The organism is Saccharothrix sp. AJ9571, assembly GCF_021725495.1.
GTDB classification, from domain to species: Bacteria; Actinomycetota; Actinomycetes; order Mycobacteriales; family Pseudonocardiaceae; genus Amycolatopsis; species Amycolatopsis magusensis.
In genome coordinates, this window is sequence record NZ_CP091382.1 from 1,618,956 (window position 1) to 1,642,720 (window position 23,765).

At 71.4% G+C, this 23,765-nt stretch carries 19 protein-coding genes and 1 pseudogene; 7 read left to right on the plus strand and 13 right to left on the minus strand.

Features of this window, described 5'->3' with window-relative positions:
• The 12 genes and pseudogenes from L3Q67_RS06655 to L3Q67_RS06710 form a co-directional block, all read right to left on the minus strand.
• Positions 1-3,324, minus strand: coding sequence for an error-prone DNA polymerase (locus L3Q67_RS06655; protein ID WP_499188700.1), 3,324 nt, complete (start codon positions 3,322-3,324; stop codon positions 1-3).
• Positions 3,324-3,467 (minus strand): hypothetical protein, encoded by a 144-nt coding sequence (locus L3Q67_RS06660; protein ID WP_499188701.1) that lies wholly within the window; start codon positions 3,465-3,467, stop codon positions 3,324-3,326. Before L3Q67_RS06660 ends, L3Q67_RS06655 begins: the two co-directional genes overlap by 1 nt.
• Positions 3,467-5,005, minus strand: a complete 1,539-nt coding sequence (locus tag L3Q67_RS06665; RefSeq protein WP_499188702.1) for a DNA polymerase Y family protein — start codon at positions 5,003-5,005, stop codon at positions 3,467-3,469. Before L3Q67_RS06665 ends, L3Q67_RS06660 begins: the two co-directional genes overlap by 1 nt.
• Positions 5,006-5,424: 419 nt before the next feature.
• Positions 5,425-6,120, minus strand: a pseudogene (gene imuA', locus L3Q67_RS06670) (DnaE2-dependent mutagenesis accessory factor ImuA'); the annotation flags it as partial.
• Positions 6,121-6,339: 219 nt separating this feature from the next.
• Complete coding sequence (gene purH, locus L3Q67_RS06675) at positions 6,340-7,899, minus strand: bifunctional phosphoribosylaminoimidazolecarboxamide formyltransferase/inosine monophosphate cyclohydrolase (RefSeq protein WP_499188703.1); 1,560 nt, start codon at positions 7,897-7,899, stop codon at positions 6,340-6,342.
• Positions 7,896-8,513 carry a phosphoribosylglycinamide formyltransferase gene (gene purN, locus L3Q67_RS06680; protein ID WP_499188704.1) on the minus strand — a complete coding sequence of 206 codons (618 nt, stop codon included), beginning with the start codon at positions 8,511-8,513 and terminating at the stop codon, positions 7,896-7,898. The genes purH and purN overlap by 4 nt, the downstream gene beginning before the upstream one ends.
• Positions 8,514-8,576: 63 nt before the next feature.
• Entirely contained in the window at positions 8,577-10,013 is a 1,437-nt protein-coding gene (locus tag L3Q67_RS06685; protein WP_499188705.1) for a cell division protein PerM, read from the minus strand.
• A gap of 161 nt (positions 10,014-10,174) precedes the next feature.
• Entirely contained in the window at positions 10,175-11,050 is an 876-nt protein-coding gene (locus L3Q67_RS06690; RefSeq protein ID WP_499188706.1) for a DUF5336 domain-containing protein, read from the minus strand.
• Positions 11,051-11,261: 211 nt separating this feature from the next.
• Positions 11,262-12,152: a succinate--CoA ligase subunit alpha gene (gene sucD, locus L3Q67_RS06695; RefSeq protein WP_209664109.1), complete on the minus strand. Its 891-nt coding sequence runs from the start codon at positions 12,150-12,152 to the stop codon at positions 11,262-11,264.
• A 1-nt stretch (position 12,153) separates the two neighbouring features.
• The gene (gene sucC / locus L3Q67_RS06700) at positions 12,154-13,323 is read right to left on the minus strand and encodes a succinate--CoA ligase subunit beta (protein WP_499188707.1); all 1,170 of its coding nucleotides are present in this window, start codon (positions 13,321-13,323) and stop codon (positions 12,154-12,156) included.
• A gap of 113 nt (positions 13,324-13,436) precedes the next feature.
• Complete coding sequence (locus L3Q67_RS06705) at positions 13,437-13,763, minus strand: hypothetical protein (RefSeq protein ID WP_499188708.1); 327 nt, start codon at positions 13,761-13,763, stop codon at positions 13,437-13,439.
• Entirely contained in the window at positions 13,760-15,463 is a 1,704-nt protein-coding gene (locus L3Q67_RS06710) for a GumC domain-containing protein (protein ID WP_499188709.1), read from the minus strand. Before L3Q67_RS06710 ends, L3Q67_RS06705 begins: the two co-directional genes overlap by 4 nt.
• 449 nt (positions 15,464-15,912) lie before the next feature.
• Between L3Q67_RS06710 and L3Q67_RS06715 the strand changes: the two genes are divergently transcribed.
• From L3Q67_RS06715 to L3Q67_RS06725, 3 genes are all read left to right on the plus strand, one after another.
• Positions 15,913-16,083 (plus strand): hypothetical protein, encoded by a 171-nt coding sequence (locus L3Q67_RS06715; RefSeq protein WP_499188710.1) that lies wholly within the window; start codon positions 15,913-15,915, stop codon positions 16,081-16,083.
• A 25-nt stretch (positions 16,084-16,108) separates the two neighbouring features.
• Positions 16,109-16,387: a hypothetical protein gene (locus L3Q67_RS06720; RefSeq protein ID WP_499188711.1), complete on the plus strand. Its 279-nt coding sequence runs from the start codon at positions 16,109-16,111 to the stop codon at positions 16,385-16,387.
• 1,036 nt (positions 16,388-17,423) lie between these two features.
• A complete protein-coding gene (locus tag L3Q67_RS06725; RefSeq protein ID WP_499188712.1) occupies positions 17,424-18,110 on the plus strand; it encodes a M23 family metallopeptidase in 687 nt (228 codons plus the stop codon).
• A 342-nt stretch (positions 18,111-18,452) separates the two neighbouring features.
• Here the strand turns inward: L3Q67_RS06725 and pcrA are convergent, their stop codons facing one another.
• Positions 18,453-20,828: an ATP-dependent DNA helicase gene (gene pcrA / locus L3Q67_RS06730; protein WP_499188713.1), complete on the minus strand. Its 2,376-nt coding sequence runs from the start codon at positions 20,826-20,828 to the stop codon at positions 18,453-18,455.
• Between the two features lie 110 nt (positions 20,829-20,938).
• Here pcrA and L3Q67_RS06735 point away from each other — a divergent pair, with 110 nt between their 5' ends.
• The 4 genes from L3Q67_RS06735 to L3Q67_RS06750 all read left to right on the plus strand — a co-directional run bounded on the left by L3Q67_RS06735 (position 20,939) and on the right by L3Q67_RS06750 (position 23,758).
• The gene (locus L3Q67_RS06735) at positions 20,939-21,346 is read left to right on the plus strand and encodes a DUF1707 SHOCT-like domain-containing protein (RefSeq protein WP_499188714.1); all 408 of its coding nucleotides are present in this window, start codon (positions 20,939-20,941) and stop codon (positions 21,344-21,346) included.
• 165 nt (positions 21,347-21,511) lie between these two features.
• The gene (locus L3Q67_RS06740) at positions 21,512-21,793 is read left to right on the plus strand and encodes a chorismate mutase (protein ID WP_499188715.1); all 282 of its coding nucleotides are present in this window, start codon (positions 21,512-21,514) and stop codon (positions 21,791-21,793) included.
• A 99-nt stretch (positions 21,794-21,892) separates the two neighbouring features.
• Complete coding sequence (locus L3Q67_RS06745) at positions 21,893-22,210, plus strand: hypothetical protein (RefSeq protein WP_499188716.1); 318 nt, start codon at positions 21,893-21,895, stop codon at positions 22,208-22,210.
• A 318-nt stretch (positions 22,211-22,528) separates the two neighbouring features.
• Positions 22,529-23,758: a hypothetical protein gene (locus L3Q67_RS06750; protein ID WP_499188717.1), complete on the plus strand. Its 1,230-nt coding sequence runs from the start codon at positions 22,529-22,531 to the stop codon at positions 23,756-23,758.
• The last annotated feature ends 7 nt before the right edge of the window (positions 23,759-23,765 follow it).

Genomic DNA, 23,765 nt, shown 5'->3' on the forward strand with positions numbered 1-23,765 from the left:
TCAACGGAAATCGCGTGACTGGGCGGGGATGCGCAACTGCAGCCGCTGCAGGCGATCGGCGATCAGGTTCACCACGCCGTCCGCGCGTTCGACCACCCCGCGCACGAGCAACGCCGAACTGTCGCGCGCGATCCGGTGGTAGCGCCGCCACAACCCGGCCGAGCAGACCACGTTGATCATGCCGGTCTCGTCCTCGAGGTTGATGAAGGTGATGCCGCCCGCGGTGGCCGGGCGCTGCCGGTGGGTGACCGCGCCCCCGGCGAGCACCCGCGTGCCGTGCTCGACGCCCAGCAGCGCGCCGGCCGACAGCGCGCCGAGCGCGTCCAGTTGCTCACGGGCGAACTGCGTCGGGAAGCTGTCCGGCGACATGCCGGTGGCCCAGACGTCGGCCACCGCCAGGTCGACCGCGTCCATACCGGGCAGCGCGGGGGCAGCCGTGCCCACCACGCTGCCCGGCAGTTTCTCCGGGCGTTCGCCGGCCACCGCGCCCGCGGCCCAGAGAGCCTTGCGCCGATCCGCCTCGAAGCAGCCGAAGGCACCGGCCGTAGCCAGCGCCTCCACCTGCGGGGTCTTGAGCTTGACCCGCCGCGCCACGTCGGCCATGTCCGCGAACGGGCCACCGCTCGCGCGCTCGGCGACCAGCGCCTTCGCCAGCTCCTCGCCGATGTTCCGGATGGTCGCCAGCCCGGTGCGCACCGCATTGGCGTTCTCTTCGCCGTGGGGTTCGAGCGTGGCGTGCCAGTCGCTGGCGTTCACGTCGGGCCCGAGCACCACCACGCCGTGCCGCCGCGCGTCGGCGACCAGCGACTGCGGCGAATAGAAGCCCATCGGCTGCGCGCGCAACAACGCCGCGCAGAAAGCCGCCGGGTAGTAGAGCTTGAAGTAGGCGCTGGCGAACACCAGGTAGGCGAAGCTCAGCGCGTGGCTTTCCGGGAAACCGAAGTTCGCGAACGCCTGCAGCTTGCCGAAAATGCGCGCGGCCAGCTCCTGGCCGACGCCGTTGGCCGCGGCTCCGTCGTAGAAGCGCTGCCGCAGCTGTTCCATCCGCTTCTCCGAGCGCTTCGACCCCATCGCGTGCCGCAACTGGTCGGCCTCGGCGGCGCTGAACCCGGCGACGTCCAGCGCGATCTGCATCATCTGCTCCTGGAACAACGGCACGCCGTAGGTCTTGCCCAGCGCGTTGGCCAGCAGCGGGTGGTCGAAATCCCACTCCTCCTTGCCGGTGTAGCGGCGGATGAACGGGTGCACCGAACCGCCCTGGATCGGGCCCGGCCGGATCAGCGCGACCTCGACGGCCAGGTCGTAGAACTTGCGCGGGGCCAGGCGCGGCAGCGTCGCCAGCTGGGCGCGACTCTCCACTTGGAACACACCGATCGCGTCGGCGCGCTGCAGCATCTCGTAGACCTTCTTGTCCTCCAGGTCCAGCGCGCCGAGTTCGACGGTCTCGCCTTCGAACTCGGCGACCAGGTCGACCATGTGGTGCAGCGCGGACAACATCCCGAGGCCGAGCAGGTCGAACTTGACCAGGCCGACCGCGGCGCAGTCGTCCTTCTCCCACTGCAGCACGCTGCGATCGGCCATCCGCGCCCATTCGATCGGGCAGACCTCGCTCACCGGGCGGTCGCAGATGACCATGCCGCCGGAGTGGATGCCCAGGTGCCGCGGAAAGCCTTCGAGGTCGTCGGCCAGCGCCAGCACCTCGTCCGGGATGTCGTGGTCGTGATCGTCCTTTGTGGACTTCAACGGGCCCCAGCGGTCGAGCTGCTTGCTCCAGGCGTCCTGCTGGCCCGGCGAGAACCCGAGCGCGCGGGCGGCGTCGCGGACCGCCGAGCGCGAGCGGTAGGTGATCACGTTCGCCACCTGGGCGGTGCACAACCTGCCGTACTTCTCGTAGACGTGCTGGATCACCTCCTCCCGCCTGCCGGATTCGATGTCCAGGTCGATGTCGGGGTAGCCGTCGCGGTCCGGCGCGAGGAAGCGCTCGAACAGCAGCTTCCACTTCACCGAGTCGACCTTGGTGATGCCGAGCGCGAAGCAGACCGCCGAGTTCGCCGCCGAACCGCGGCCCTGGCAGTAGATGTCGTTCTCCCGGCAGAACTCCACGATGTCCCAGACGATCAGGAAATAGCCGGGGAAGCCGAGTTCCTCGATGATCCGGAGTTCGTGCTCGAGCTGGCGGTAGGCGGCGTCGTTGCCCGAATACCAGCGCGCGGCGCCCTTCATCACCTCCTGGCGGAGGAAGGTGGCCTCGGTGTGCCCCGGCGGCACGTCGAACGGCGGCAGCGCGGGCGCCACCAGGCTCAGGTCGAACGCGCATTCCATGCCCAGCAACGCCGCCCGCTGCACCGCGCCCGGGTACCGCGTGAAGATCTCGGCCATTTCCGCGCCCGAGCGCAGGAACGCGGTGTCCGCGGCGGGCAGCCAGCCCTCCATCTCCTCGATGCTGCGGCGGGCCCGGATCGCCGCGAGCCCGGCGGCCAGGCGCTGCCCGTGCCGCGGTGTCGCGTAGTGGACCCCGCCGGTGGCGACCGTCGGCAGGCCGAACGCCTCCGCCAGATCGCGGATGGCGTCGTTCTCCACGTCGTCCATCGGCTCGCCGTGGGAAACCAGCTCGCCGACGACGTGCTCACGGCCGAACAACGCGACCAGCTGGTCGAGCCGGCCCTTGGCGGCGTCGAACCCGCCTTCGGCCAGCGCACGCCGCACCGCGCCCCGGCGGCCGCCGGTGAGCACCACGCACTTGCCCGCGGTGTCCGCGGCGATCGCTTCGAGGTCGTAGACCGGGCGGCCCTTCTCCGCCTCCGGCCCTTCGAGCTGGCCGCGGGTGATCGCGCGGCACAGGTTGCCGTAGCCCTCCTGCTGGTAGGCGAGCAGCAGCAGGTTCTCGCCTTCGGGATCGGGCACGCCGTTCTGCGGCGCGCTCAGCCCGATGCTCAACTCGGTGCCGAAGACCGTGCGCAGCCCGAGATCCGCGGCGGCCTCGGCGAAGCGCACCACGCCGTACATGCCGTCGCGATCGGTGAGGGCGAGCGCGTCCAGGCCGAGCCGCACGGCCTCCTCCACCAGCTCCTCCGGGTGGCTCGCGCCGTCGAGGAAGCTGAAGTTCGAATGGCAGTGCAGTTCGGCGTAGGGCACGCGGGTGCCCGCCCCGGCCTGGTCGTCCCCGCGCAGGGAACGCAGGTCCGCCGGACGGGAGTAACCGTCGCGACGGCGTGACCAGGCAGGGCTGTCACCGCCGTCGCGCGCGGCCTCCGGCGGGATGGGCTGCCCGGCCAGGCCCCGTTCCAGCTCGTCCCAGCGGACCGGCGGATTGTTCCAGCCCATCAGCCGTACTGGTGCTCACCGGTGCGCTGGTGCGGGATGACCGCGGACAGGTCCAGCTCGATACCGTCCACTTCGGTCGCCGAACCGCCCAGCTCCGCCCGCAGCCATTCACGCACCCTTCGCAGGTACTCCTGGTCGCTCACTAGTCGTACACCCCTTCCACTGTCCACATCGGATTGTCGAGCGCGCGGACCAGCAACACGGCCGGTCCGGCTTCGCCGTCGAGCACCACCTGCAGCCGCACCCGGTCCGCTCCCGTGCCCCTGGTCCGCCACGGCCCGCCCCAGCCGCGCACCGGCCGCGGCGGGCCGTCGTTGACCACCACGGCGGCGGGCGGGCCGCTGACCTGGTAGCGGTCGGTGATCCGCACCTCGGCCCCGGCCGCGTCGAGCACCCGCACCGGCAGGGGCCGGGTGAACACCGTCGCGGGCATCGGCAGCCGCCCGTCCCAGCGCGCCTCCGGCTGCCGCTCGGGTACCCGGCGATCGCCCCACGGCACCAGGCGTACCCGTTCGGTGGGTCCGCGGCCGCCGTCGAGCACCGGGGTGACGACGGCTTCCGGCCCGAGCAGGCCCTGGACGTGCACCATCGCCTGCGCGGCCCGTTCGTCGGCGAGCTGCTGCTCGGTGCCGATCAGGCCCAGTTGCAGCGACCGGCCTTCCACGGTTTCCTCCGGCACCAGCCGCAGCTGGACCACGCCCGCGGTGGGACGGCCGGAGGTGCCCTTGAGCCAGCCCTCGAACTGCCAGCGGACCCGGTCGGCCACGCCCTGGGCGTCGAGCGGTTCGGCGCAGCGCCAGACTCGGGTCAGCTCCTCGCCGTTCTCGGTCCTGGCGTAGACACCCAGGCGGGTGCACGCCAGTCCCCAAGCCGCCAGCCCGGACTGGAAACCGGCGGCCATGGTCTTGCCCATGAACGCCGCCACGTCCACCCGATCCAGCGGCGGGTCGAATTCCTTGGTCACGGTCAGCTCGGGTGGCGGGCGTCGCCGGACCGGCGGCCGCTCGGCCTGCCCGGACGCCAGCCGGTGCGCCAGTTCCCCGGCCGCCCCGAACCGGCTGAGCACCTCGCGCGTGGTCAGCGCCGCGAACGCCCCGAGCGTGCGCAGGCCGAGCCGCCGCAGCAGGCCGACCAGCTCGGCCCGGTCCGAGCCGGGCTGGTCCAGCTCGCGGATGTCCAGCGGGGCCAGGAATTCGGCCGTCTTCCCGGCCTCCACCAGCGCCGACCGGTGCGCGGCCAGCGTGGCCGCGAACAACCCGTCGGCGACGCCCACCTGGCACTCCACGCCCACCTGGTCCACCAGCAGTTCGGCCAGGCGCTGCTCCCCGCCGAAGTACCCGGCCGCCCCGGCCACCGGCATGGCGACGATGCCCGGGCGCACCACCTCGACCCCGACCACCACCTCCTCCACCGCGGCGGCGACCGACTCGAAGAACCGGGCGTCGCGCTCCGGTTCGGCCCCGAACACCACCAGCTCCGGACACCGCGCCTGCGCGTCCCGCCGCCGCATCCCCCGGCGAACCCCGTCGGCCCGCGCGAGCGCCGAACAGGCCACCACGCGATTACCGGAAAACACCGCCGCAGGCTGGGTCTGCGGCACCCCCTCGGCCGCACACGCCGCCACCACCGGCCAGTCCGGACACCACAACACCAGCATCCGGCTGGCCGCGCCCCCGCTCATCCGGCACCGGCCTCGGCGTACTCGCCTTCGCTTTCGGTGAGGGCGAGCCCGGTTTTCTTGGAACGGCCGGCTTTCTCCACCGGCGCGCCGCCGGACGGAACGTTCTCGGCGAACCAGGGAATCCCGGCGGTAGCGGGCTTCCCCATCGGCCCAGCGGCCTCAGTGAACTCAGCGGCCCCGGCCCGCGCCGCGTCCCCGATTGGGGCGGCGCCATCGATTTCCTCAACCGACGGCACGTTCTCGGCGAACCAAGGAATCTCCGCGGCGACGGGTTTCCCAGTCCGCCCAACGGCTTCAGTGGTCTGTGCCGCCTCAGTCTGTGCCGCCTCAGTCTCCGCCGCGTTCCCGGCCAGGCGCAGTTTTCCGGTGCGCTCGGCGTGAGGCGCGTTGTCCGTGAGGCCGAGTGGCTTGGTGTGCGCCGCCGGCGGGAGGAGCAGGCTTGTCCGCCCAGGGCGCGCGGCGGCACCGCGGCCGTTGGTGCGGACGTTCAGTTCCCGCCCCCGCAGGAACCCCTTCCCCGACGCGTGCAATCCGTGCCAGGCGACGACCTCGCCGCTCAGCTCGACCTCGGCCCCCGGCCAAGGGCCCAGTGACAGCAGGACCGCACCCCGGTTGCGGGCCCGTGCCGACAGGCGGCGTGCCAGTTGCTGCTGGGAACGGGATGGACCGGCACCGCGGGCGCCACCGCCCGCGCCGCCCACGGCCACCAGGTCCATCCCGTCCAGCAGAGCGGCCGTGACCGCGCCGAACTCCATTCCCGGCCGGTTGACCAGCGCGAGACGGTCCACCGCGACCCCGAGCTCGTGCGCCGCCACAACGCCGAGTTCGGGAACACCCACCACAGCCGCCCAGGAACCCCGCGAGGTGGCTTCGGCAAGCAGAGCCAGCAACAGCGAGGTGGAGCCGTGGACCGCGACCGTGCCACCGCGTCGCAACCCACCGGCGGGCAGCAACCCAGCCAGCTCCGGCAACACGGGCAGCACCTGTCCCGTCGCCTGAGCCTGCCGGGCGGCCGCCGCCACCCCACTCGCCGTACTGATCCCCGGCAACGCCGCCAGCTTCGCCAGCGGAGCGGGCGGAGCCGGTGACGATGAAGCGGTCGCGCCAACCGACACCGGTCACCACCTCCACCCACGACGTCGCCGATCGACGCCCGTGCTCTTGGCAACACGAGCGCCATGCCATCGTCACCGCGGGGAAGGCGGTCACCTGTCGAACGTGTGTTCGACAGGGTTAGTCAAACACCGGCCGTCGATCATGTCAACCGCGACGCGGTGTGGGCACCCTGGCGGGTGATGCGGCCTCAGCCGCGGAGGTGCACAGCCCGGGAGGGCTCAGTGCGCGAAGTGCCGCGTACCGGTGAAGTAGACCGTGATGCCGGCGGCCTCCGCCGCGGCGAGCACCTCGGCGTCACGCACCGAGCCGCCCGGCTGCACCACCGCGCGCACCCCAGCCTCGATCAGCACTTCCAGCCCGTCCGGGAACGGGAAGAAGGCGTCGGAGGCGGCCACCGAGCCCTTGGCCCGGTCGCCCGCGCGCGCGACCGCGAGCCGCGCCGAGTCGACGCGGTTCACCTGGCCCATGCCCGCGCCGACGGTGGCCTGGTCGTGGGCCAGCAGGATCGCGTTCGACTTGACCGCGCGCACCGCGCGCCAGGCGAACTCCAGGTCCGCCAGGGTGGCCTCGTCGACCGCCTCGCCGGTGGCCAGCGTCCAGTCCGCCGGGCTGTCGCCCGCGGCGTCGATCCGGTCGACGGTCTGCACCAGCACCCCGCCGGAGATCGGCCGGAACTCGATCTGGTCCGGCGAGGACAGCTCGGGCAGCCGCAGCAGCCGGATGTTCTTCTTGCGGGTCAGCACTTCCAGCGCGTCCTCGTCGAACGCGGGCGCGACCAGCACCTCGGTGAAGATGTCGGCGATCTGCTCGGCGGCGGCCAGCGTGACCGGCCGGTTCGTGGCGATCACGCCGCCGTAGGCCGAGACCGGGTCGCAGGCGTGCGCCTTGCGGTGCGCCTCGGCGACGTCGACGCCGACCGCGATGCCGCACGGGTTGGCGTGCTTGATGATCGCCACCGCGGGCTGGTCGAAGTCGTACGCCGCCCGGCGCGCGGCATCGGCGTCGACGTAGTTGTTGTAGGACATGGCCTTGCCGTGCAGCTGCTCGGCGTGCGCCAGGCCGTCGCTCCAGTTCCGGTACAGCGCGGCCCGCTGGTGCGGGTTCTCGCCGTAGCGGAGCACGTCGGCGCGCTCCCAGGTGGCGCCGGTGAAGTCGGGGAAGCCCGAGTCGTCAGCGGGGGCGTAGGAGTTGGCGAACCAGGTCGCGACCGCGGTGTCGTAGGCCGCGGTGTGCGCGAAGGCCGCCGCGGCGAGGCGCTTGCGGTCCTCCTGGGCGAACCCGCCCTCACGCACGCGCTCCAGCACCCAGTCGTACCGCGCCGGGTCCACCACGACGGCCACGCTGCCGTGGTTCTTCGCCGCCGCGCGCACCATCGCCGGGCCGCCGATGTCGATGTTCTCCACGCAGTCCTCCGGCGAGGCACCGGAGGCCACCGTCTGCCGGAACGGGTAGAGGTTGACCACGAGCAGGTCGAACGGCGCGATGTCGAGCTGCGCCAGCTGCGCCACGTGCTCCGGGCGGTCGCGGTCGGCGAGCAGCCCGGCGTGCACCCGCGGGTGCAGCGTCTTGACCCGGCCGTCGAGCGACTCCGGGAAGCCGGTGACCTGCTCGACCGGGGTGACCGGCACGCCGGCGTCCGCGATCGCCTTCGCGGTGCCGCCGGTGGACACGATCTCCACGCCCGCGGCGTGCAGGCCGCGGGCCAGTTCCAGCAGTCCCGCCTTGTCCGAGACGCCGATCAGCGCCCGCTCGACCGGCTTACGCCCCGGCTCGCTCACCTGAAACTCACCTTCCGTCCGTCCACCGTGCAGCCCGCACGGCACAACTTCGCGACCACGTCCACCAGCAGCCGCCGTTCCACCGACTTGATCCGTTCGTGCAGCCGGTCCTCGGTGTCGGACTCCTCCACCACCACCGCCTCCTGGGCGATGATCGGGCCGGTGTCCATCCCGGCGTCCACGAAGTGCACGGTGGACCCGGTGACCTTCACCCCGGCGGCGAGCGCGTCGGCCACCGCGTGCATGCCGGGGAACGAGGGCAGCAGCGCCGGGTGCGTGTTGACCACCCGGTTGCCGAAGCGCGCCAGGAACTCCTGGCCGAGGATCTTCATGAACCCCGCGGAGACCACCAGATCGGGCCGGTAGGCGGCGACCGCTTCGGTCAGCGCCTTGTCCCAGGCCGCGCGATCGGGGTGGTCGGCGACGCGCACGGTGAAGTACGGCACCCCGGCGCGGTCGGCCCGCGCGAGCGCCTCGATCCCGCCGCGATCGGCGCCGACGGCGACCACCGTGGCGCCGAAACCGGAGCGGGCGGATTCGTCGAGCAAGGCCTGCAACAGGGTTCCGGACCCCGAGGCGAGCACCACCACCCTGGCCGGGGTGGGCAGCTCCAACCGACTAGGCAGAACGGGTCTCCTTGCTCGGGCACACGGCCGTTGACCTGGGCGGGGCCCAGCCTAGTCGCGCGGCCCCGGCTCCTCGGAGGCACCCGGACCGGGCTCGGCGGGAGCGTCTGCTTCCTCGAAGTCCCCTTCGATGCCCGGCGGCTCGTCGAACTCGTCCGGCTCCTCTCCGGGGTCCTCTTCCTCGTAGTCGAAGTCGTCCTCGATGGCCTCGAAGACCACGGTGTCTCGAGCGTCCTCGTCGTAGTCGTCCTGGATGGCAGCGAAGACCACGGTGGGCGCCTCGGAATCCACCTCGACGGGCGCGGGCACCACCGGCGCGGTGCTCCCGGTCAGCCACGCCACCAGCGCGGCCGGGAGGGCGACCCAGCACGAACCCGCCAGCGAGAACAACACGATCGGCACGGTCACCGGGTCGAACACGCCGTCACCGAACCGCCCGCCGGCGAAGGTGCCGAGCAGCACGCAGCCGAACCCCGCGGCGGCACCGGCGATCGCCGCGGCACGCACGCGGACCAGCGGATCCGGGTCGCAGCGGCGCAACCCCCAGCCGCACAGCGCGCCGGCCAGCGCGGGGAGCAGGAGCAGCGCGGGCCACCACACCTCGTGCTGCTCGGGCAGCGCGGCCAGGATCGGCAGCGCGGGCACCGGGCCACCGTCGAAGGCGAACGGCGTGACGTCCACCGCACCGATCGAGAACCCGGGCCCGGCGGCGAAGGACACCCCGGCCACCACGGCGTTCGGCAGGTAGACCGCGGAAAGCAGCAGCATGCCCGCCCCGCCGCCCGCGGGCTCGGCGTCGAACAACCGCAGCATCTCCGGCACCGACAACGCGAAGCCGAGCAGGGTGATCAGCCCGCCGGCCACCAGCAGCGCGGCCACGCCGAGCACCCCGGCACGCAGGCCGGTCAGCGCGAGCGGGTCGATGTACTGCTTGAGCGGCTCCGGCAGGCCGCAGCGGCTCAGCACCCCGGCCGTCGCCGCGGCGCCGGACAGCGCCCCGGGCAGCAGGAACGCGGTCAGCGGTTCGACGTCGACACCGGTGCCGCTGCACAGCACCGCGACGGTCACCCCGGCGAAGGCGTGGGCGGCGGCGACCACGCCGATCACCCCGATCGCCTGCGCCGGATCGGTGTACCCGAGCCGCCGGGCCGCGCTCGACGCGAGCTTGGCGACCAGCAGCAGGAGCACGAACGTCGGCAGCAGCGGCAGCACGCTGAGCGGGTGCCCGCCGAGGCTCAGCGGCACCTGCTGCGTCGCCAGCCAGGCCGGGCCACCACCCCGCAGCGCCCCGGAGACGGTGAAGCCGGACCCGGGCGCGAGCCCGGCCACCGCGGCCAGCGCGCCGGTGGCCAGCGTGTAGCCGGTGAGCAGTGGGAAGAGAGCGGCGACGAGCAGCACCCGGAACCGAGTCGCGCCGGTGACCTCGGCGGGTGGCTTGAGCTCACTCGACCGCTCAGCGCCGTCGGGCGCCGTGGCGAGCACCTGCATACCGCCGACCCTCGCATTCGCGCTGGGCCGTCCGGGTGAGCCACGCCGTTGATCGACAATGGCGCAGGCCATAGCCACCCGGTCGGGTCGGGCCGGTCACGCACAGCGAAAAAGGCCACCCACGCGAACGTGGATGGCCTTCCCGGAAGGGACCTGCGAGCTCAGTTGCCCGGCTTGCCGAACCCGCCCGGCGGGGTGCCCGGCGACTGCTGGCCGCCCGGCTCGGAACCGCCCTGCTGCTGGAAGAACTGGCCCTGCTGCGAGGCGTAGGTGGTCGCCTGCTGGCCGGGGGCCGACGGCGGCGGGGTGACCGGCGTGGAGTACTGCGTCGGCTGGGCGAAGCCACCCGAGTCGGGCGCGTTGCCGCCGGTGGGCGCGTACTGCGTGGGCTGCTGCGACGACGCGGGCGGCGGGCCGCCGAACTGCGGCTGCTGCGGGGCGTACTGACCCGGCTGGCCCTGCTGACCCTGCTGGGCGGGCTGCTGCCCGGTGGGCGGGCCGCCGTACTGCGGGGCGCCCTGCGGCTTCGGCGCCGGCAGCTTGAGCACGTCGTAGTCGAACAGCAGTGCCGCGACCGCGGCGAGCAGCTGCAGGAAACCGAGGATGACGATCACCGTGATGATGCCGGGGACCTGGTCGTTCTCGCCGTAGCCGATCACGTGGTCCAGCGCCTGCAGCGCGCCGAGCACGCTGAGCAGCGCGGCGAACGGCAGCACCTTCGGCGCGTTGGGCAGCACGCGCAGCGCGGCGAGCAGACCGCCGATCAGCAGCCAGGTGGTCACCTCGTCCGCGGGGGAGGCTTCATCCGAGAACCCGACGAAGTACTGCACCAGGCCGAGCACCGAGACGGCCAGGGCGAGGATGACGGCGAAGTTCAGCGCACCGGCCTGCAGGCCGGGCTGCTGCTGGGATTGCTGGTGCTGCTGGTGCTGCGGCGGCGGGCCGACCGGCGGGAACGAACCGGTACCCGGTCCCTGGGGGTTGTGGGGGCCGCCCCCTTGCGGAGGGTAACCAGGCCCACTGCTGGGAAAGGACATCCGTGTTCTCCTGTCGTCCGACCGGCCACTCGTCGTGTGGGTAAAAAGAGGCGGCTTCTTCGTGGTTACTGAACGCTAGCGCACCAGCGCCGCCGGCCCGCCCGCTGGCTCAGACGTTCCGGAACCCGGAATGGTTTCGCCGCCCGGCCGGTACACCCGGAAGAGCCGGCCACCCGATCGGGTGGCCGGCTCTTCCGGGTGTGACTCGAGGTCAGTGGAGGCTGTTGTACAGCTCCCGAGCCAGGTTGGCGGTCTCGGTCGGCGTCTTGCCGACCTTCACACCGGCGGCCTCGAGGGCCTCCTTCTTCGCGGCCGCGGTCCCGGACGAACCGGAGACGATCGCGCCCGCGTGGCCCATGGTCTTGCCCTCGGGCGCGGTGAAGCCCGCGACGTAGCCGACGACCGGCTTGGTCACGTTGGCCTTGATGTAGTCCGCGGCCCGCTCCTCGGCGTCGCCACCGATCTCACCGATCATCACGATGACCTCGGTGTCGGGGTCCTCCTGGAAGGCGGCGAGCGCGTCGATGTGCGTGGTGCCGATGACCGGGTCACCGCCGATGCCGACCGCGGTGGTGAAACCGATGTCGCGCAGCTCGTACATCATCTGGTAGGTCAGCGTGCCCGACTTGGACACCAGGCCGATCTTGCCGGGGCCGGTGATGTTCGCCGGGATGATGCCCGCGTTGGACTTGCCGGGGCTGATCACGCCGGGGCAGTTCGGCCCGATGATCCGGGTCTTGCCGCCCTTCGCGACCGCGTGCGCCCAGAAGTAGGCCGAGTCGTGCACCGGGATGCCCTCGGTGATCACCACGGCCAGGCCGATCTCCGCGTCGATGGCCTCGACCACGGCGTCCTTGGCGAACTTCGGCGGCACGAAGACCACCGACACGTCGGCGCCGGTCTCCTTGATCGCCTCCTCGACGGTGCCGAAGACCTTGAGTTCCTTGCCTTCGATGGTCACCGTCTGCCCGGCCTTGCGGGCGTTCACGCCACCCACGATGTTGGTGCCGGACTTGATCATCTTGGTCGCGTGCTTGGTGCCCTCGGACCCGGTCAGGCCCTGCACGATGACCTTGCTGTGCTCGTTCAGGAAAATCGACATCTCACGCCCCTGCCGCTGCGAGCTCGGCAGCCTTGTCAGCCGCGTTGTCCATAGTGTCCACCACGGTCACCAGCGGGTGGTTCGCCTCGTCGAGGATGCGCCTGCCCTCTTCGACGTTGTTGCCGTCGAGCCGCACCACGAGCGGCTTCGCCGCCTCGTCACCGAGGATCTTCAGCGCTTCGACGATGCCGGTGGCCACCGCGTCGCAGGCGGTGATGCCACCGAAGACGTTGACGAACACGCTCTTCACGGCCGGGTCGCCCAGGATGACGTCCAGCCCGGCGGCCATCACCTCGGCCGAGGCGCCGCCACCGATGTCGAGGAAGTTCGCCGGCTTCACGCCGCCGTGCTTCTCCCCCGCGTAGGCCACGACGTCCAAAGTGGACATCACGAGGCCCGCGCCGTTGCCGATGATGCCGACCTCGCCGTCGAGCTTGACGTAGTTGAGGTCCTTGGCCTTGGCCTTGGCCTCCAGCGGGTCCTCGGCCTGCTTGTCGACCAGCGCCTCGTGGCCCGGCTGGCGGAAGGAGGCGTTCTCGTCGAGGGTGACCTTGCCGTCGAGGGCGATGATCTTGTCCTGCGGGTCGCGGACCAGCGGGTTGACCTCGACCAGGGTGGCGTCCTCGGAGACGAAGGTCTCCCAGAGCTTGACGACCACGTCGGCGGCCTCGTCGACGACCTTCTCCGGGAACTTGCCCGCGGTCAGGATCTCCTTGGCCTTGGCCTTGTCGACCCCGGTGATCGCGTCGACCGGGATCTTGGCCAGCGCGTCGGGGCGCTCGACGGCGAGCTGCTCGATCTCCACGCCGCCCTCGGCCGACGCCATCGCCAGGAAGGTGCGGTTCGCGCGGTCGAGCAGGAACGAGAAGTAGTACTCCTCGGCGATGTCCGAGGCTTCGGCCACCAGCACCCGGTGCACGGTGTGGCCCTTGATGTCCAGGCCCAGGATGGCTTCCGCCTTCTCCTTGGCCTCGTCGGCGCTGTCGGCGAGCTTCACGCCACCGGCCTTGCCACGGCCACCGGTCTTGACCTGGGCCTTGACGACCACCTGGCCACCGATCTGCTCGGCGGCCGCGCGGGCTTCTTCGGGCGTATTGGCCACGGCACCGGACAACACCGGTACACCGTGGGCGGCGAAGAGATCCCTCGCCTGGTATTCGTAAAGGTCCACTACTCCAGTCTCCTGACGACACGCCACTGTGCTGGTTTGTTGGCGGCTTTTCTCGCCGGGTCGACCCTAGCGACCTGCGGTTCGGTAGTGGACTCCGCACCCGGTGAAGTCGGTCACCGAGGGGCCCGTGACCTCGAAACTGTGGCCATCTTCACCCGTTCCAGGCCTTCTTGAACGGTGCGGAAACCGATCACTTCGACATCGGGGAGCGCGGCGGCGATCACGCCGTCCGGATCCGCGGGGCTTACCGCGACCACGGCCGGATCTTCCTGCTCGGCGGCACCGACCACCTCAGCCGCATCGCCGAGCACGCCCGCGTAGATCACCTCGATGCCTTCGTCACGCAGGGCGCGCGCGAGTTCGGGATTGCCGTCGCTTTCCGGTGCGGTTTCGAGTGCGGTTTCGAGTGCGGCCAGCAGGACGCGCGGCGGAACGCTCACGGCTTTTCTTCGGCGGCGCGTGTGACGAATCCCGCGGAAACCGCGGTCGCGATGGCGGCGGCGATCGACAACCACAGGCCGATGCCGATGGCGGATCCGTCCAGTTCACCGCCGACCAGCGGGAATTCCGCGGCGCGCAGGACCAGCACGAGGAACACGCCGAGCAGCAGCGCGAAGGCACGCATCGGGCGGCTGTACAGCGCGAGCCCGAGCGCCACGAGCACGGCCACCACCGCGATGACCGCGCCCCACCAGGACGCGCCGAAGCCGGTGATCAGGGTGGGCGGGTCGTAGTCCGGCGCGGTGACCACCGGCACGACGAACGCGGCGACGGCGAGCACGCCCGCGGCCACCACCGGGGTGGTCGCGCTGCTCGCCGGGCGCCTGCCGTCGTCGTTCTCGCGCTCGACCATGCCCGCGACAGCCGAGCAGATGCCGGTCACCACGGCGGCGAACAAGGCGATGGAGGTCCACGTCACCCCGGCGCCGGGGCTGAGCACGCCACCGAAGCGGGACGCGGTGAGCACGGTGTCCAGCACGGCGGTCCCGGCGAGCGGCACCACCACCCAGGCCACCGACAGCGCCGGGCGCAGGGTCTCGCCGATGCCGGGCAGGAGCATGGCCAGCCCGAGCACGCCGAGCAGGATCCCGGCGACCACGAGCAGCAGCGCGGCGGGCGACTTCGGCGCGTCGATGGCCGGGGACGAGCTGGTCACCTGCGCGGTCAGCCCGCCGAGCACGGCGGCCGCGGCGGTGAGGACGGCGAGCGCGCCGGTCGCCAGCTCCAGCCGCCGGCGGCCGGGCAGCTTGGCTTCCTCGGCGACGTCGGGGTCGTCGTTCAGCTGCGTGCCTTCTTGACGGGCGATGGCGAGCGCGACCAGCCCGAGCGCGGCGACGATCGCCACCACCGGCCCGGCGCTGACGCCGGCGTCCTTCACCGCGAACCCGGCGAGGAGGTTCGGCACCGCGACCGCGAGCACGGCCAAGGCGAGGCCGAGCACGCTGCCCCTGGCCGCGGCGCGGAGCCCGGAGCCGAAGGCCAGCGCGGCACCGAGCGGCATGGCGAACGCGAGGAGCAGGCCACCGGTGAGCACCGGCCACGGGGATTCGAAGGCGTTGCGCGCGGGCAGGTACGGGTCGGCGGACTCGAAGGGCGCCATGACCAGCCCGACCCCGGCGACGACGGTCAACCCGATCGCGAGCACCACCAGCCGCGGGCCGCCGGGGAGGTCGGTGCCCTCGGCCTCGGCCTCGCGCCTGGTGAACTGGACGGCCGCGATCCCGGCGATCGCGGTGAGCACGTGCCCGGCGAGCAGCAGCCAGAGCCCGACGCCGGGGGTGCCGGCCTCGAGCTGGGTGGGCACGTGCAGTTCGGGACGGGCGGCGTTGGAGAGGTCGACGAGCAGTTGCAGGTCGAGCAGCAACCGCCCGGGCGCGAGCACCGCCGCCCCGGCGAGCACCCCGGCCGCGAGCGTGGGGCGCTTGCCTGCGACCGCGAACACCGCGGCCGCGGCGGGCAGCAACGCCAGCACGATCAGCGGCAGCGCACTCGAGTAGCCGGGGGTGGCGTCACCGACCGCGGGAAGGACACCGCCGGCCGCGAGCAGCAGCGCGCCGAGCACCCCGCAGGTCAGCGCGCCGGACAGGAGACCGGGCTGCCGTTGCGGGGTGAGCGTCGACGGCCGAGCGCTGGAAGTCATCGGGAGGACGCTAGCAACGGTCGTCCCGGGCCGGTCGAGCAACCTGCCGCGGAGTCAGGCGTCTCACGCACATCGCTCTATCGGGGCAGAGCGAAGGGGACCCTGTTTCACCCCCGGGTCGACGGGTACCACTTGGTTGGAGCCGCCGGGGACAAACGGGGAATCGGGGCTTCGGGGATGGTGTGCCGCAGCACGGGGCAGCGGCTACACCGTGGTTACGCAGGCCGCCTACCTGAGTGGGCGGCTCACGGGTCACGCCTGCCTTTCGTGGGCGGGGCACCTGACTGCTTGGGCAGTCCACGAGCGGCATGCCTGCGGGGGCGGGCCGCGCTTGGCGCCTGGGCTGGGGCCTTATCGCGGCACCTGGCCGCGCGGACTCACCTGCAGGCAGCGCGGGGCGCCGCCACCAGCGCGCGGAACCCAACTGCCCATACGTGGACTTCGGCCACGTGCGCGTGGAACTCGACTACGTGAACGTGGACTTCGCCTACGTGAGCGTGGGGCTCGGCTTCCTGAATGTGGAGTTCACCTGCACGAATGCGGGTTTCAGCCGCCTGAATGTGGGACTCGGCCGCCTGAGCGCCGGACTCGGCTACCTCAACGTGGGCTCGCCTGCGTGAGCGCGGTGTTCGCCTGCGTGACGCGGTGTTCGCCTGCCTGAATGTGGAGTTCGGCTGCCTGAACGTCGAACTCGGTTGCACGAGCGCAGGACTCGGGTGCGTCAACGTGGGTTCCAGCTGCGCAAACGGGGCACTCGGCTTCCTGAATGTGGAGTTCACCTGCACGAATGCGGGTTTCAGCCGCCTGAATGTGGAACTCGGCCGCCTGAGCGCCGGACTCGACTACCTCAACGTCGGGTTCGCCTGTCTGAACGTCGGACTCGGCTGCCCGGATGCAGAACTCGCCCTTCGAACGTGGGCTTGAGCTGCGTGAACGTCGGGGTCGCCTGCCTGAACGTGGCACTCGGCTGCCTGAGTGTGGAGCTCGGGCGTCTGAGTGTGGAGTTCGGCTGCCTGAGCGTCGGACTCGGCTTCCTCAACGTGGGGCTCACCTGTCTGAACGCCGAACTCGGCTGCCGGAACGTAGGGCTCGGGTGCTTGAACGTGGGGTTCAGCTGCATGGACGTGGGACTTGGCTACCTGAACGTGGGATCCGGGTGTCTGGACGTGGGCTCGGGCCCTGAACGTGGCACTCGACTGCCTGAGTGTGGGGTTCGAGCGTCTGAATGCGGGGTTCGGCGGCATGGACGTGGGACTCGGCTGCCGGAAGGTGGGAGTCAGGCGTCTGAACGTGGGGGTCCGGGGGTTGGAACTTGGGTTGGGCGTGTGAGTGGGGGCGGATGGGGTGGGGGGTGCTTGGTGGAGGGGCGGATGAGGGTGGGAGTGGGGAGGGCGGAAAGGGGCCTGGGGCTGGGGGGTTGGGTGGGGGTGGGGTGGTTCGGATGGGTGAAGGGGGTGGGTGGGGCGGCGTGCAACGGTTTATTCCGGGGGTTGACCGGGTAAATCCAAGGGGTCGGGAGCGAAATGAGTGATTTGTGACCTGGGCCACTGCCCGGGACGTGTTGCTCAGCTCACACCGACGGCGTAATCGGGTGTCTACTTTGGGTTATAAGCACTGCTAGTGCGCGCGCGCTTCGGCCTCGTTCGGCCGATACGCCTGCTGCGCCTTGCCCCGGGCGGTGCCCCTTCGTTACTGTCCCCGGGTCCCCATTACAGTCAGGTCACGAATAGGACGCCGAGCAACCACCCCCGAGGTTGCTCACCGGGATCCCCCACCCGGTAGTCCGGACGCGAGACCTGATTCCCCGAAAATGGAAGGCCCCGTAGTCTTGGCTCGACACCGCTCCCCCGGCGGCCAAGTTCCTTCCCCGGCGCTCGAAGACGCACTCGACGGTGCGGTCGTCCGAGTCCGGGGAACCCACCGGCTCCCCCCGCCCCCCTCCGCTCTCCGTGGCCGCGTCGTGGTCGCCGCTGTCGCCGCTGGTGCGTTCGCCGCCGCGGCCGCCGGCTCGACGCTGCAGTCCCTCGGTGCCGACTCCGACGCCAACGTGACGCCGCTGGCCACCTCTCGTGACGCCAGTGCCGCCTTCGGCGTCGGTGGCGACACCAAGGCCAGCGCGCCCGAACTGCTCCCCGTCGCGCTGAGCAGCGACGCCTCCGCCGAAGTCCAGAAGCTCGACGACAGTGCGTCGGTGACCAACGCCCGCGTGGAACGCGAGGCGGCGGAGAAGCGCAAGAAGGAAGAAGAGGCCAAGCGGCCCAAGATCGTGAACCCGTGCCCCGCGGCCCGGTTCACCTCCGGCTTCGGTGCCCGCTGGGGCGCCAGCCACAACGGCATCGACCTCGCCGCCCCGATCGGCACCCCGATCTACTCGGTCGCCGACGGCACCGTGATCGAGGCCGGCTCGGCCAGCGGCTTCGGCCTCTGGGTCCGCGTGCAGATGGACGACGGCACGATCCACGTCTACGGCCACATGAACAGCTTCTCCGTCCGCGCCGGCCAGAAGGTCAAGGCGGGCGAGCAGATCGCCGAGGTCGGCAACCGCGGTGAGTCCACCGGCCCGCACCTGCACTTCGAGGTGTGGACCGCGGGCGGCAAGAAGATCGACCCGAGCCCCTGGCTGCGCGAGCGCGGCGTCAAGATCTGATCCTTCCGGATCCTCCGGTGGATGGCCCTCGCTCGTCGTAGGCGAGGGCTGTCCACCACAGGCACACCCCTCACAGGCACACCGCGTCACGCCGTCCGGGCCTTCGGCGTGCGCGGGCCGTGCGGTGCCCACCTGACCCGGCCGCGAGGAACACCCCAGCGCCGACTGCCAGCGCGCCGCCCGCCTGGGCGAGCGCAGCGCTTTCCGCGAGGTGGCCGCGCACGCCGGGCCGGTCCCACCGGTGCTCCACATGTCGTTTCTCCTGTTCCCGGGGGGTACAGGACCCCGCCCGCTCGTCGAACTGTTGTTCGACATTCTTTATAGCGGGCGGGTACGACAGTTTTAGAGCTTCACCATCGGCACGCTGCCGATGAGCATCAGCTTGACCTTGCCGGCGGCGCCGAAGTCGATGGTCGCGGTGGCGCGGGGACCGGCGCCGTCGGCCGCGACGACGGTGCCGAGGCCGTACTTGTCGTGGCTCACGCGGTCGCCGACGTCCAGCTTCAGCGCCACGGTGTCCTTCCAGCCCTTGAAGTTCGTCGTGCGCGTCCCGCGCGAGGACAGGCCTGCCTGCGCCGAGTCGCCGCCGAACGAGGACGAGCGGCTGCCCCAGGTGGTCGCCGCCCGCGGGGAACCGGAGCGGAACCCACCGCGCGAGGGTTCCTCGCGCCGCCAGTCGAGCAGGTCGGCCGGGATCTCGTCCAGGAAGCGCGAAGCCGGGTTCGACATGGGCTGACCCCAGGCCGTGCGCGCGACGGCCCTGGAGACGTACAGTCGCTGCCGCGCGCGCGTGATGGCCACGTAGGCCAGCCGCCGCTCCTCGGCCAGTTCCGCGGGCTCCGAGAGCGCGCGCATGTGCGGGAAGATGCCGTCCTCCCAGCCGGTGCAGAACACCACCGGGTACTCCAGGCCCTTCGCGGTGTGCACGGTCATCAGCGTGACCACGCCCGCGTCGTCGGCGTCCTCGCCGTCCGGTGACGGGATCGAGTCGGCGTCCGCGACCAGCGACACCCGCTCCAGGAACGCGGGCAGCGAGCCCGGCACCACCACGGTGTCCTCCGGCGGCGGGGTGATCTCCGCGGCCATTTCGCCGAATTCCCTGGCCACGGTGACCAGTTCGGTCAGGTTCTCCACTCGCGAGGCGTCCTGCGGGTCGTCGGAGTCCTCCAGCTCCTGGCGGTAGCCGGTGCGCTCCAGCACGGCTTCGAGGATGTCGGCCACGTCGGCGTCCTCCTCGACCAGCTCGCCGAGGTCGTCCAGCAACTCCATGAAGCCCGCGATGGCCTTCTGCGACCGCGGGTTCATCAGCGCGACCTTGCCGTCGACGGACTCGCGCAGCGCCGCGGCGAACGAGATCCGCTCACGCTCGGCGTGCGCGGCCACCACCGCCTCGGCCCGGTCGCCGATGCCGCGCTTGGGCACGTTGAGGACGCGGCGCAGGCTGACCGTGTCCTCCGGATTGGCCAGCACGCGCAGGTAGGCCAGCATGTCGCGGACCTCGCGGCGCTCGTAGAACCGCACCCCGCCGACCACGCGGTAGGGCAGGCCGAGCCGGATGAAGATCTCCTCGAACACCCGTGACTGGTTGTTCGTGCGGTAGAAGACGGCCACGTCGCCGTAGGTCGCGGCGCCCGAATCGGCCAGCTCGTCGATCTCGCGGGCGACGAAGGCGGCTTCGTCGTGCTCGTTGTCGGCCACGTAGCCGACGATCTTCTCGCCGTCGCCGGAATCGGTCCACAGTCGCTTGGCGCGGCGGTTCGGGTTGCGCGCGATCACCGCGTTCGCCGCGGAGAGGATGGTCTGCGTGGAGCGGTAGTTCTGCTCCAGGAGGATGGTGTGCGCGTCGGCGAAGTCGCGCTCGAACTCCTCGATGTTGCGGATGGTCGCGCCGCGGAAGGCGTAGATCGACTGGTCCGCGTCACCGACCACGCACAGCTCGCCCGGCTCGACCCCGGACTCGGTGGTCCCGGTGCCGACCAGCTCGCGGATCAGGGTGTACTGCGCGTGGTTGGTGTCCTGGTACTCGTCGACCAGCACGTGCCGGAACCGCCGCCGGTAGTACTCCGCGACCTCCGGGTAGTTCTTCAGCAGCTCGACCGTGCGCATGATCAGGTCGTCGAAGTCCATCGCGTTGGCCTGGCCGAGGCGCAGCTGGTACTCCGCGTAGGCCTCGGCGACCCGGCGCTCCAGGTCGCTGGTGGCCTTGCCCTTGGCGTCCTCGGCGTCGAGCAGCTCGTTCTTCAGGTTCGAGATGTGGATGGCCAGCGTGCGCGCCGGGTACCGCTTCGGGTCCAGGTCGAGGTCGCGGGCGACCAGTGTGATCAGGCGCTTGGTGTCGTCGGAGTCGTAGATGGAGAAGCTGGAGGTCATGCCGAGGGTCTTGGCCTCGCGGCGCATGATCCGCACGCACATGGAGTGGAAGGTGGAGACCCACATCGCGTTGGCGCGCTTGCCGACCAGCTCGGTGACCCGGTCGCGCATCTCGGCGGCGGCCTTGTTGGTGAAGGTGATGGCGAGGATCTGGCCGGGGTGCGCGCCGCGCTCGGCGAGCAGGTAGGCGATCCGCCTGGTGAGCACCCTGGTCTTGCCCGACCCCGCGCCCGCGACGACCAGCAGCGGCGCACCGGCGTGCGTGACGGCGGCGCGCTGGGCGGGGTTGAGGTCGGCGAGCAGGGCGGGCTCGCCGGCGGGTGCGGGGAGATCGAAGAGGGTGTCCATCGCCTGTCCACGTTACTCGGCGGGACCGACGGAGTACGGCACCGGACGTAGGTGGCGAAGCCGCTCCGGGACCGATGCCGGGGCTGGCGGGCGGCGCGCAGCATGGTGGCATGTCCAGCACAGAGCCCACACCAGCCAGGATCCGCGCTTCGGACGCCGAACGCGAGCGGATCGCCACCCGAGTCCAGTCCGCCGGCGCGGCGGGCAGGCTCACCATCACCGAGACCGACGAGCGGGTCGCCGCGGTCTACGCCGCCACCCACACCGACGAACTGGGCGGGCTGACCGCCGACCTGCCACCGGAGCGGCCGCCGGTCCGCCGTCCGCCGGTCCGCGCGCTGCGGCTGCACGCCACGATCGCCGCGGTGATCTCCGTGCTGCTGGTCGTGCGCTGGGTGGTTTCCGGCGCCGAGTTCTTCTGGCCCGTGATGCCCGTTTTCTGGCTCGCGGTCAGCGTCGCGGTGCACGCCTGGCTGCGCGGGCTCCCCGCCCGGCGGCGTGACGTTGTGCCATACTGACGGTGTGCGGCACAACCACCGATTTTTCTACGGGACCCGGACTCCGGCTCCCGTGATCGCGTAGTGCCGCAACGCAATCACCACGAAGCCCCGGAGTCCACGGACCCGGGGCTTTCGCAGGCTTTGGGACCCGCAGCGGATCCGGACCCGAGCACGGAGGTCCCGATGAACCCCCAGACCGACGAACCCAGTGACGTTCAGGACGTCCAGGACATCGACGCGCTGCGCCAGGAGATCGACTGGCTCGACAAGGAGATCCTGCGCCTGGTGAAGCGCCGGGTCGAGGTGTCCAAGACGATCGGCGCGGCGCGGATGGCCGCCGGTGGCACGCGCATCGTCTACAACCGCGAGATGGACGTGCTCGCCCGGTACCGCGAACTCGGGCCGGAAGGCCGCGAACTGGCGATGGCGCTGCTGAACCTCGGACGCGGGCGCCTCGGCCGGTAAGCGGACCGGTGACAGCGCCGGTGACAGCGCCGGTAACGATGCCGGAAGTTCAGGGTGAGCCCTGAGCCGCGGCGGGCCGGATGCGGGCACACTGGGCACATGGGAATGATCGTCAATCTGATCGCCGTCGTGGTGGCCATCGCCGGTCTGCTCGCCGCGCTCGGTCACGCCGGTTACCTCGCGATGCTGAGCAAGGCCGCCAAGGACCGCGCGGGCGGTTCGCCGATCTCGCAGTACGTCCGCGGCCGCTGGGCGGTGGCCGGTGGAACCACCGCCGCCTCGTTGCTGGCGCTGTTGATCACCGGTAGCGAGGCGATCCCGATGGACGTCATCGCGATCCTGCTCGCGGGTGGCAGCGGGGCGGTAGCGACCAAGGCACTGCAGGCCACCCAGCAGAGGTATCGCAGCGGCGGCTGAGCCCCGGAAGCACACTCAGAGCGGTAGCGCGAGCCGCCATTGGTGGGTCGCCACCCACCTGGCGCGCCCGTCGGAGTGAAATTTCTGCAAGTTGCAGATTCGATGGCGCGTTCTCGGCCTGGGCCTTCTACTCTGTTCACGAGAGGACCCGCGTGTCAGTTCGGGCAGGCGAGGCCGGTGGACACACATGTGCACAGCCGAATGCTCGTGCAGATGTGCTGTGCAGATGCTCCGGCAAGCCAGTCCGCCGCTCGCCCGATCGGGTCGAACCGGGACGGACCGCCGTCACCACCGGCAGGGAGGAGAGGTCCACCCACCATGAACGGCAGGATCGACTCCACCGGACATGGCCGCCACCGTCACCGGCGCGGCTCCGGTACCTGGACCCCGGCCGTGCCGCCGCTCCAGGGCCACCACTCCCACCGCGCGTACGGCACCACCAGCACCCTCGAGTCACCGCTCGAGCGCACCGAGCCCGGCTTCCGCGCTTCCCGCGGCGTGCTGCCGATCCCGCCGGCCCCGCTCGAGCGGCTCACCCCGCCGCCGCTGCCGAGCCAGCGCGGTGACTCCCGTCCCCCGGCGCTGATCCCGGCCGGCACCGAGCGCACGGACGAGCTGAAGCCGGTGCGGCGCACCAAGGTCACGCTGACGCCGCCGCCCGTCGCGCCCGATGACGAGTACCCCGATGACGAGTACGACGACGAGACGCGCATCTACGTCGCGCCGCCGGTGGACGGCCTGGGCACCTTCGACATCGGCACCGTCCCCGCCTCGGTGACCCCGCCGCGGACCTGGCGCAAGGCCGCCTGGTTCGCCGCCGCCTCCTCCGGTGGCGTGGTGGTCGCGATGCTGTGCGCCGGCACGTTCCTGGTCGGCCAGCAGCCCACCGGCGAGACCCGCGCGATCGACGGCTGGCCCGGCGAGAACGGCGGCGGCGGCCACCCGCTGGTCCAGGGCGACCTGCCGCTGCCAGGCGACGGCACGGGCACCGGGACCAGCGACGAGCCGGCGGACTCGGTGGTCGCGGCGCCGGATACCGAGCTCCCGGCGTCCAGTGGCCCGCCCGAGGTCGGCACCGGCACCGGCGAAGCGCCGTCCTCTTCGCTCGGCGGTGGCCGTCCGACCAGCTCACCCGGCTCGCCCGGGGCGCCAGTCCAGCCCCAGCCGGACAGCGGCAAGCCCAAGCCCGAGCTGAAGAAGCCGCCGCAGAAGCCGGCCAAGCGCGAGTTCGAGAAGCAGCGCTACCTCACCGGCTACGACGCGAAGGCCATGGCGGACCACTCGGAGCAGTTCTTCAACACCGTCACCGAGGACCCGGGCTCGGCCGCCGCGCTGACCGACGGCGAACTGCGGGAGCAGGGCGCTTCCGGGCTCCGCGAGAACTACTCCGACGTGGCGTACTTCGAGGTCAAGCACATCTACGTGGATCCGAACGACGGGGTCACGGTGAACACCGTCGAGGTCACCCACGAGGACGGCAGCACAACCACCGAACAACGGACGCTGGTGTTCAGCGAGAACGACAAGATCACCGACGACGGCCGCTGAGACACGC

Coding starts and splice junctions, on each gene's coding strand:
- L3Q67_RS06655 (WP_499188700.1), bottom strand. CDS start 3,324: ATGGGCTGGAACAATCCGCCGGTCCGCTGGGACGAGCTGGAACGGGGC.
- L3Q67_RS06665 (WP_499188702.1), bottom strand. CDS start 5,005: ATGAGCGGGGGCGCGGCCAGCCGGATGCTGGTGTTGTGGTGTCCGGAC.
- L3Q67_RS06685 (WP_499188705.1), bottom strand. CDS start 10,013: ATGCAGGTGCTCGCCACGGCGCCCGACGGCGCTGAGCGGTCGAGTGAG.
- L3Q67_RS06690 (WP_499188706.1), bottom strand. CDS start 11,050: ATGTCCTTTCCCAGCAGTGGGCCTGGTTACCCTCCGCAAGGGGGCGGC.
- sucD (WP_209664109.1), bottom strand. CDS start 12,152: ATGTCGATTTTCCTGAACGAGCACAGCAAGGTCATCGTGCAGGGCCTG.
- L3Q67_RS06710 (WP_499188709.1), bottom strand. CDS start 15,463: ATGACTTCCAGCGCTCGGCCGTCGACGCTCACCCCGCAACGGCAGCCC.
- pcrA (WP_499188713.1), bottom strand. CDS start 20,828: ATGGACACCCTCTTCGATCTCCCCGCACCCGCCGGCGAGCCCGCCCTG.
- L3Q67_RS06735 (WP_499188714.1), top strand. CDS start 20,939: ATGTCCAGCACAGAGCCCACACCAGCCAGGATCCGCGCTTCGGACGCC.
- L3Q67_RS06740 (WP_499188715.1), top strand. CDS start 21,512: ATGAACCCCCAGACCGACGAACCCAGTGACGTTCAGGACGTCCAGGAC.
- L3Q67_RS06745 (WP_499188716.1), top strand. CDS start 21,893: ATGGGAATGATCGTCAATCTGATCGCCGTCGTGGTGGCCATCGCCGGT.
- L3Q67_RS06750 (WP_499188717.1), top strand. CDS start 22,529: ATGAACGGCAGGATCGACTCCACCGGACATGGCCGCCACCGTCACCGG.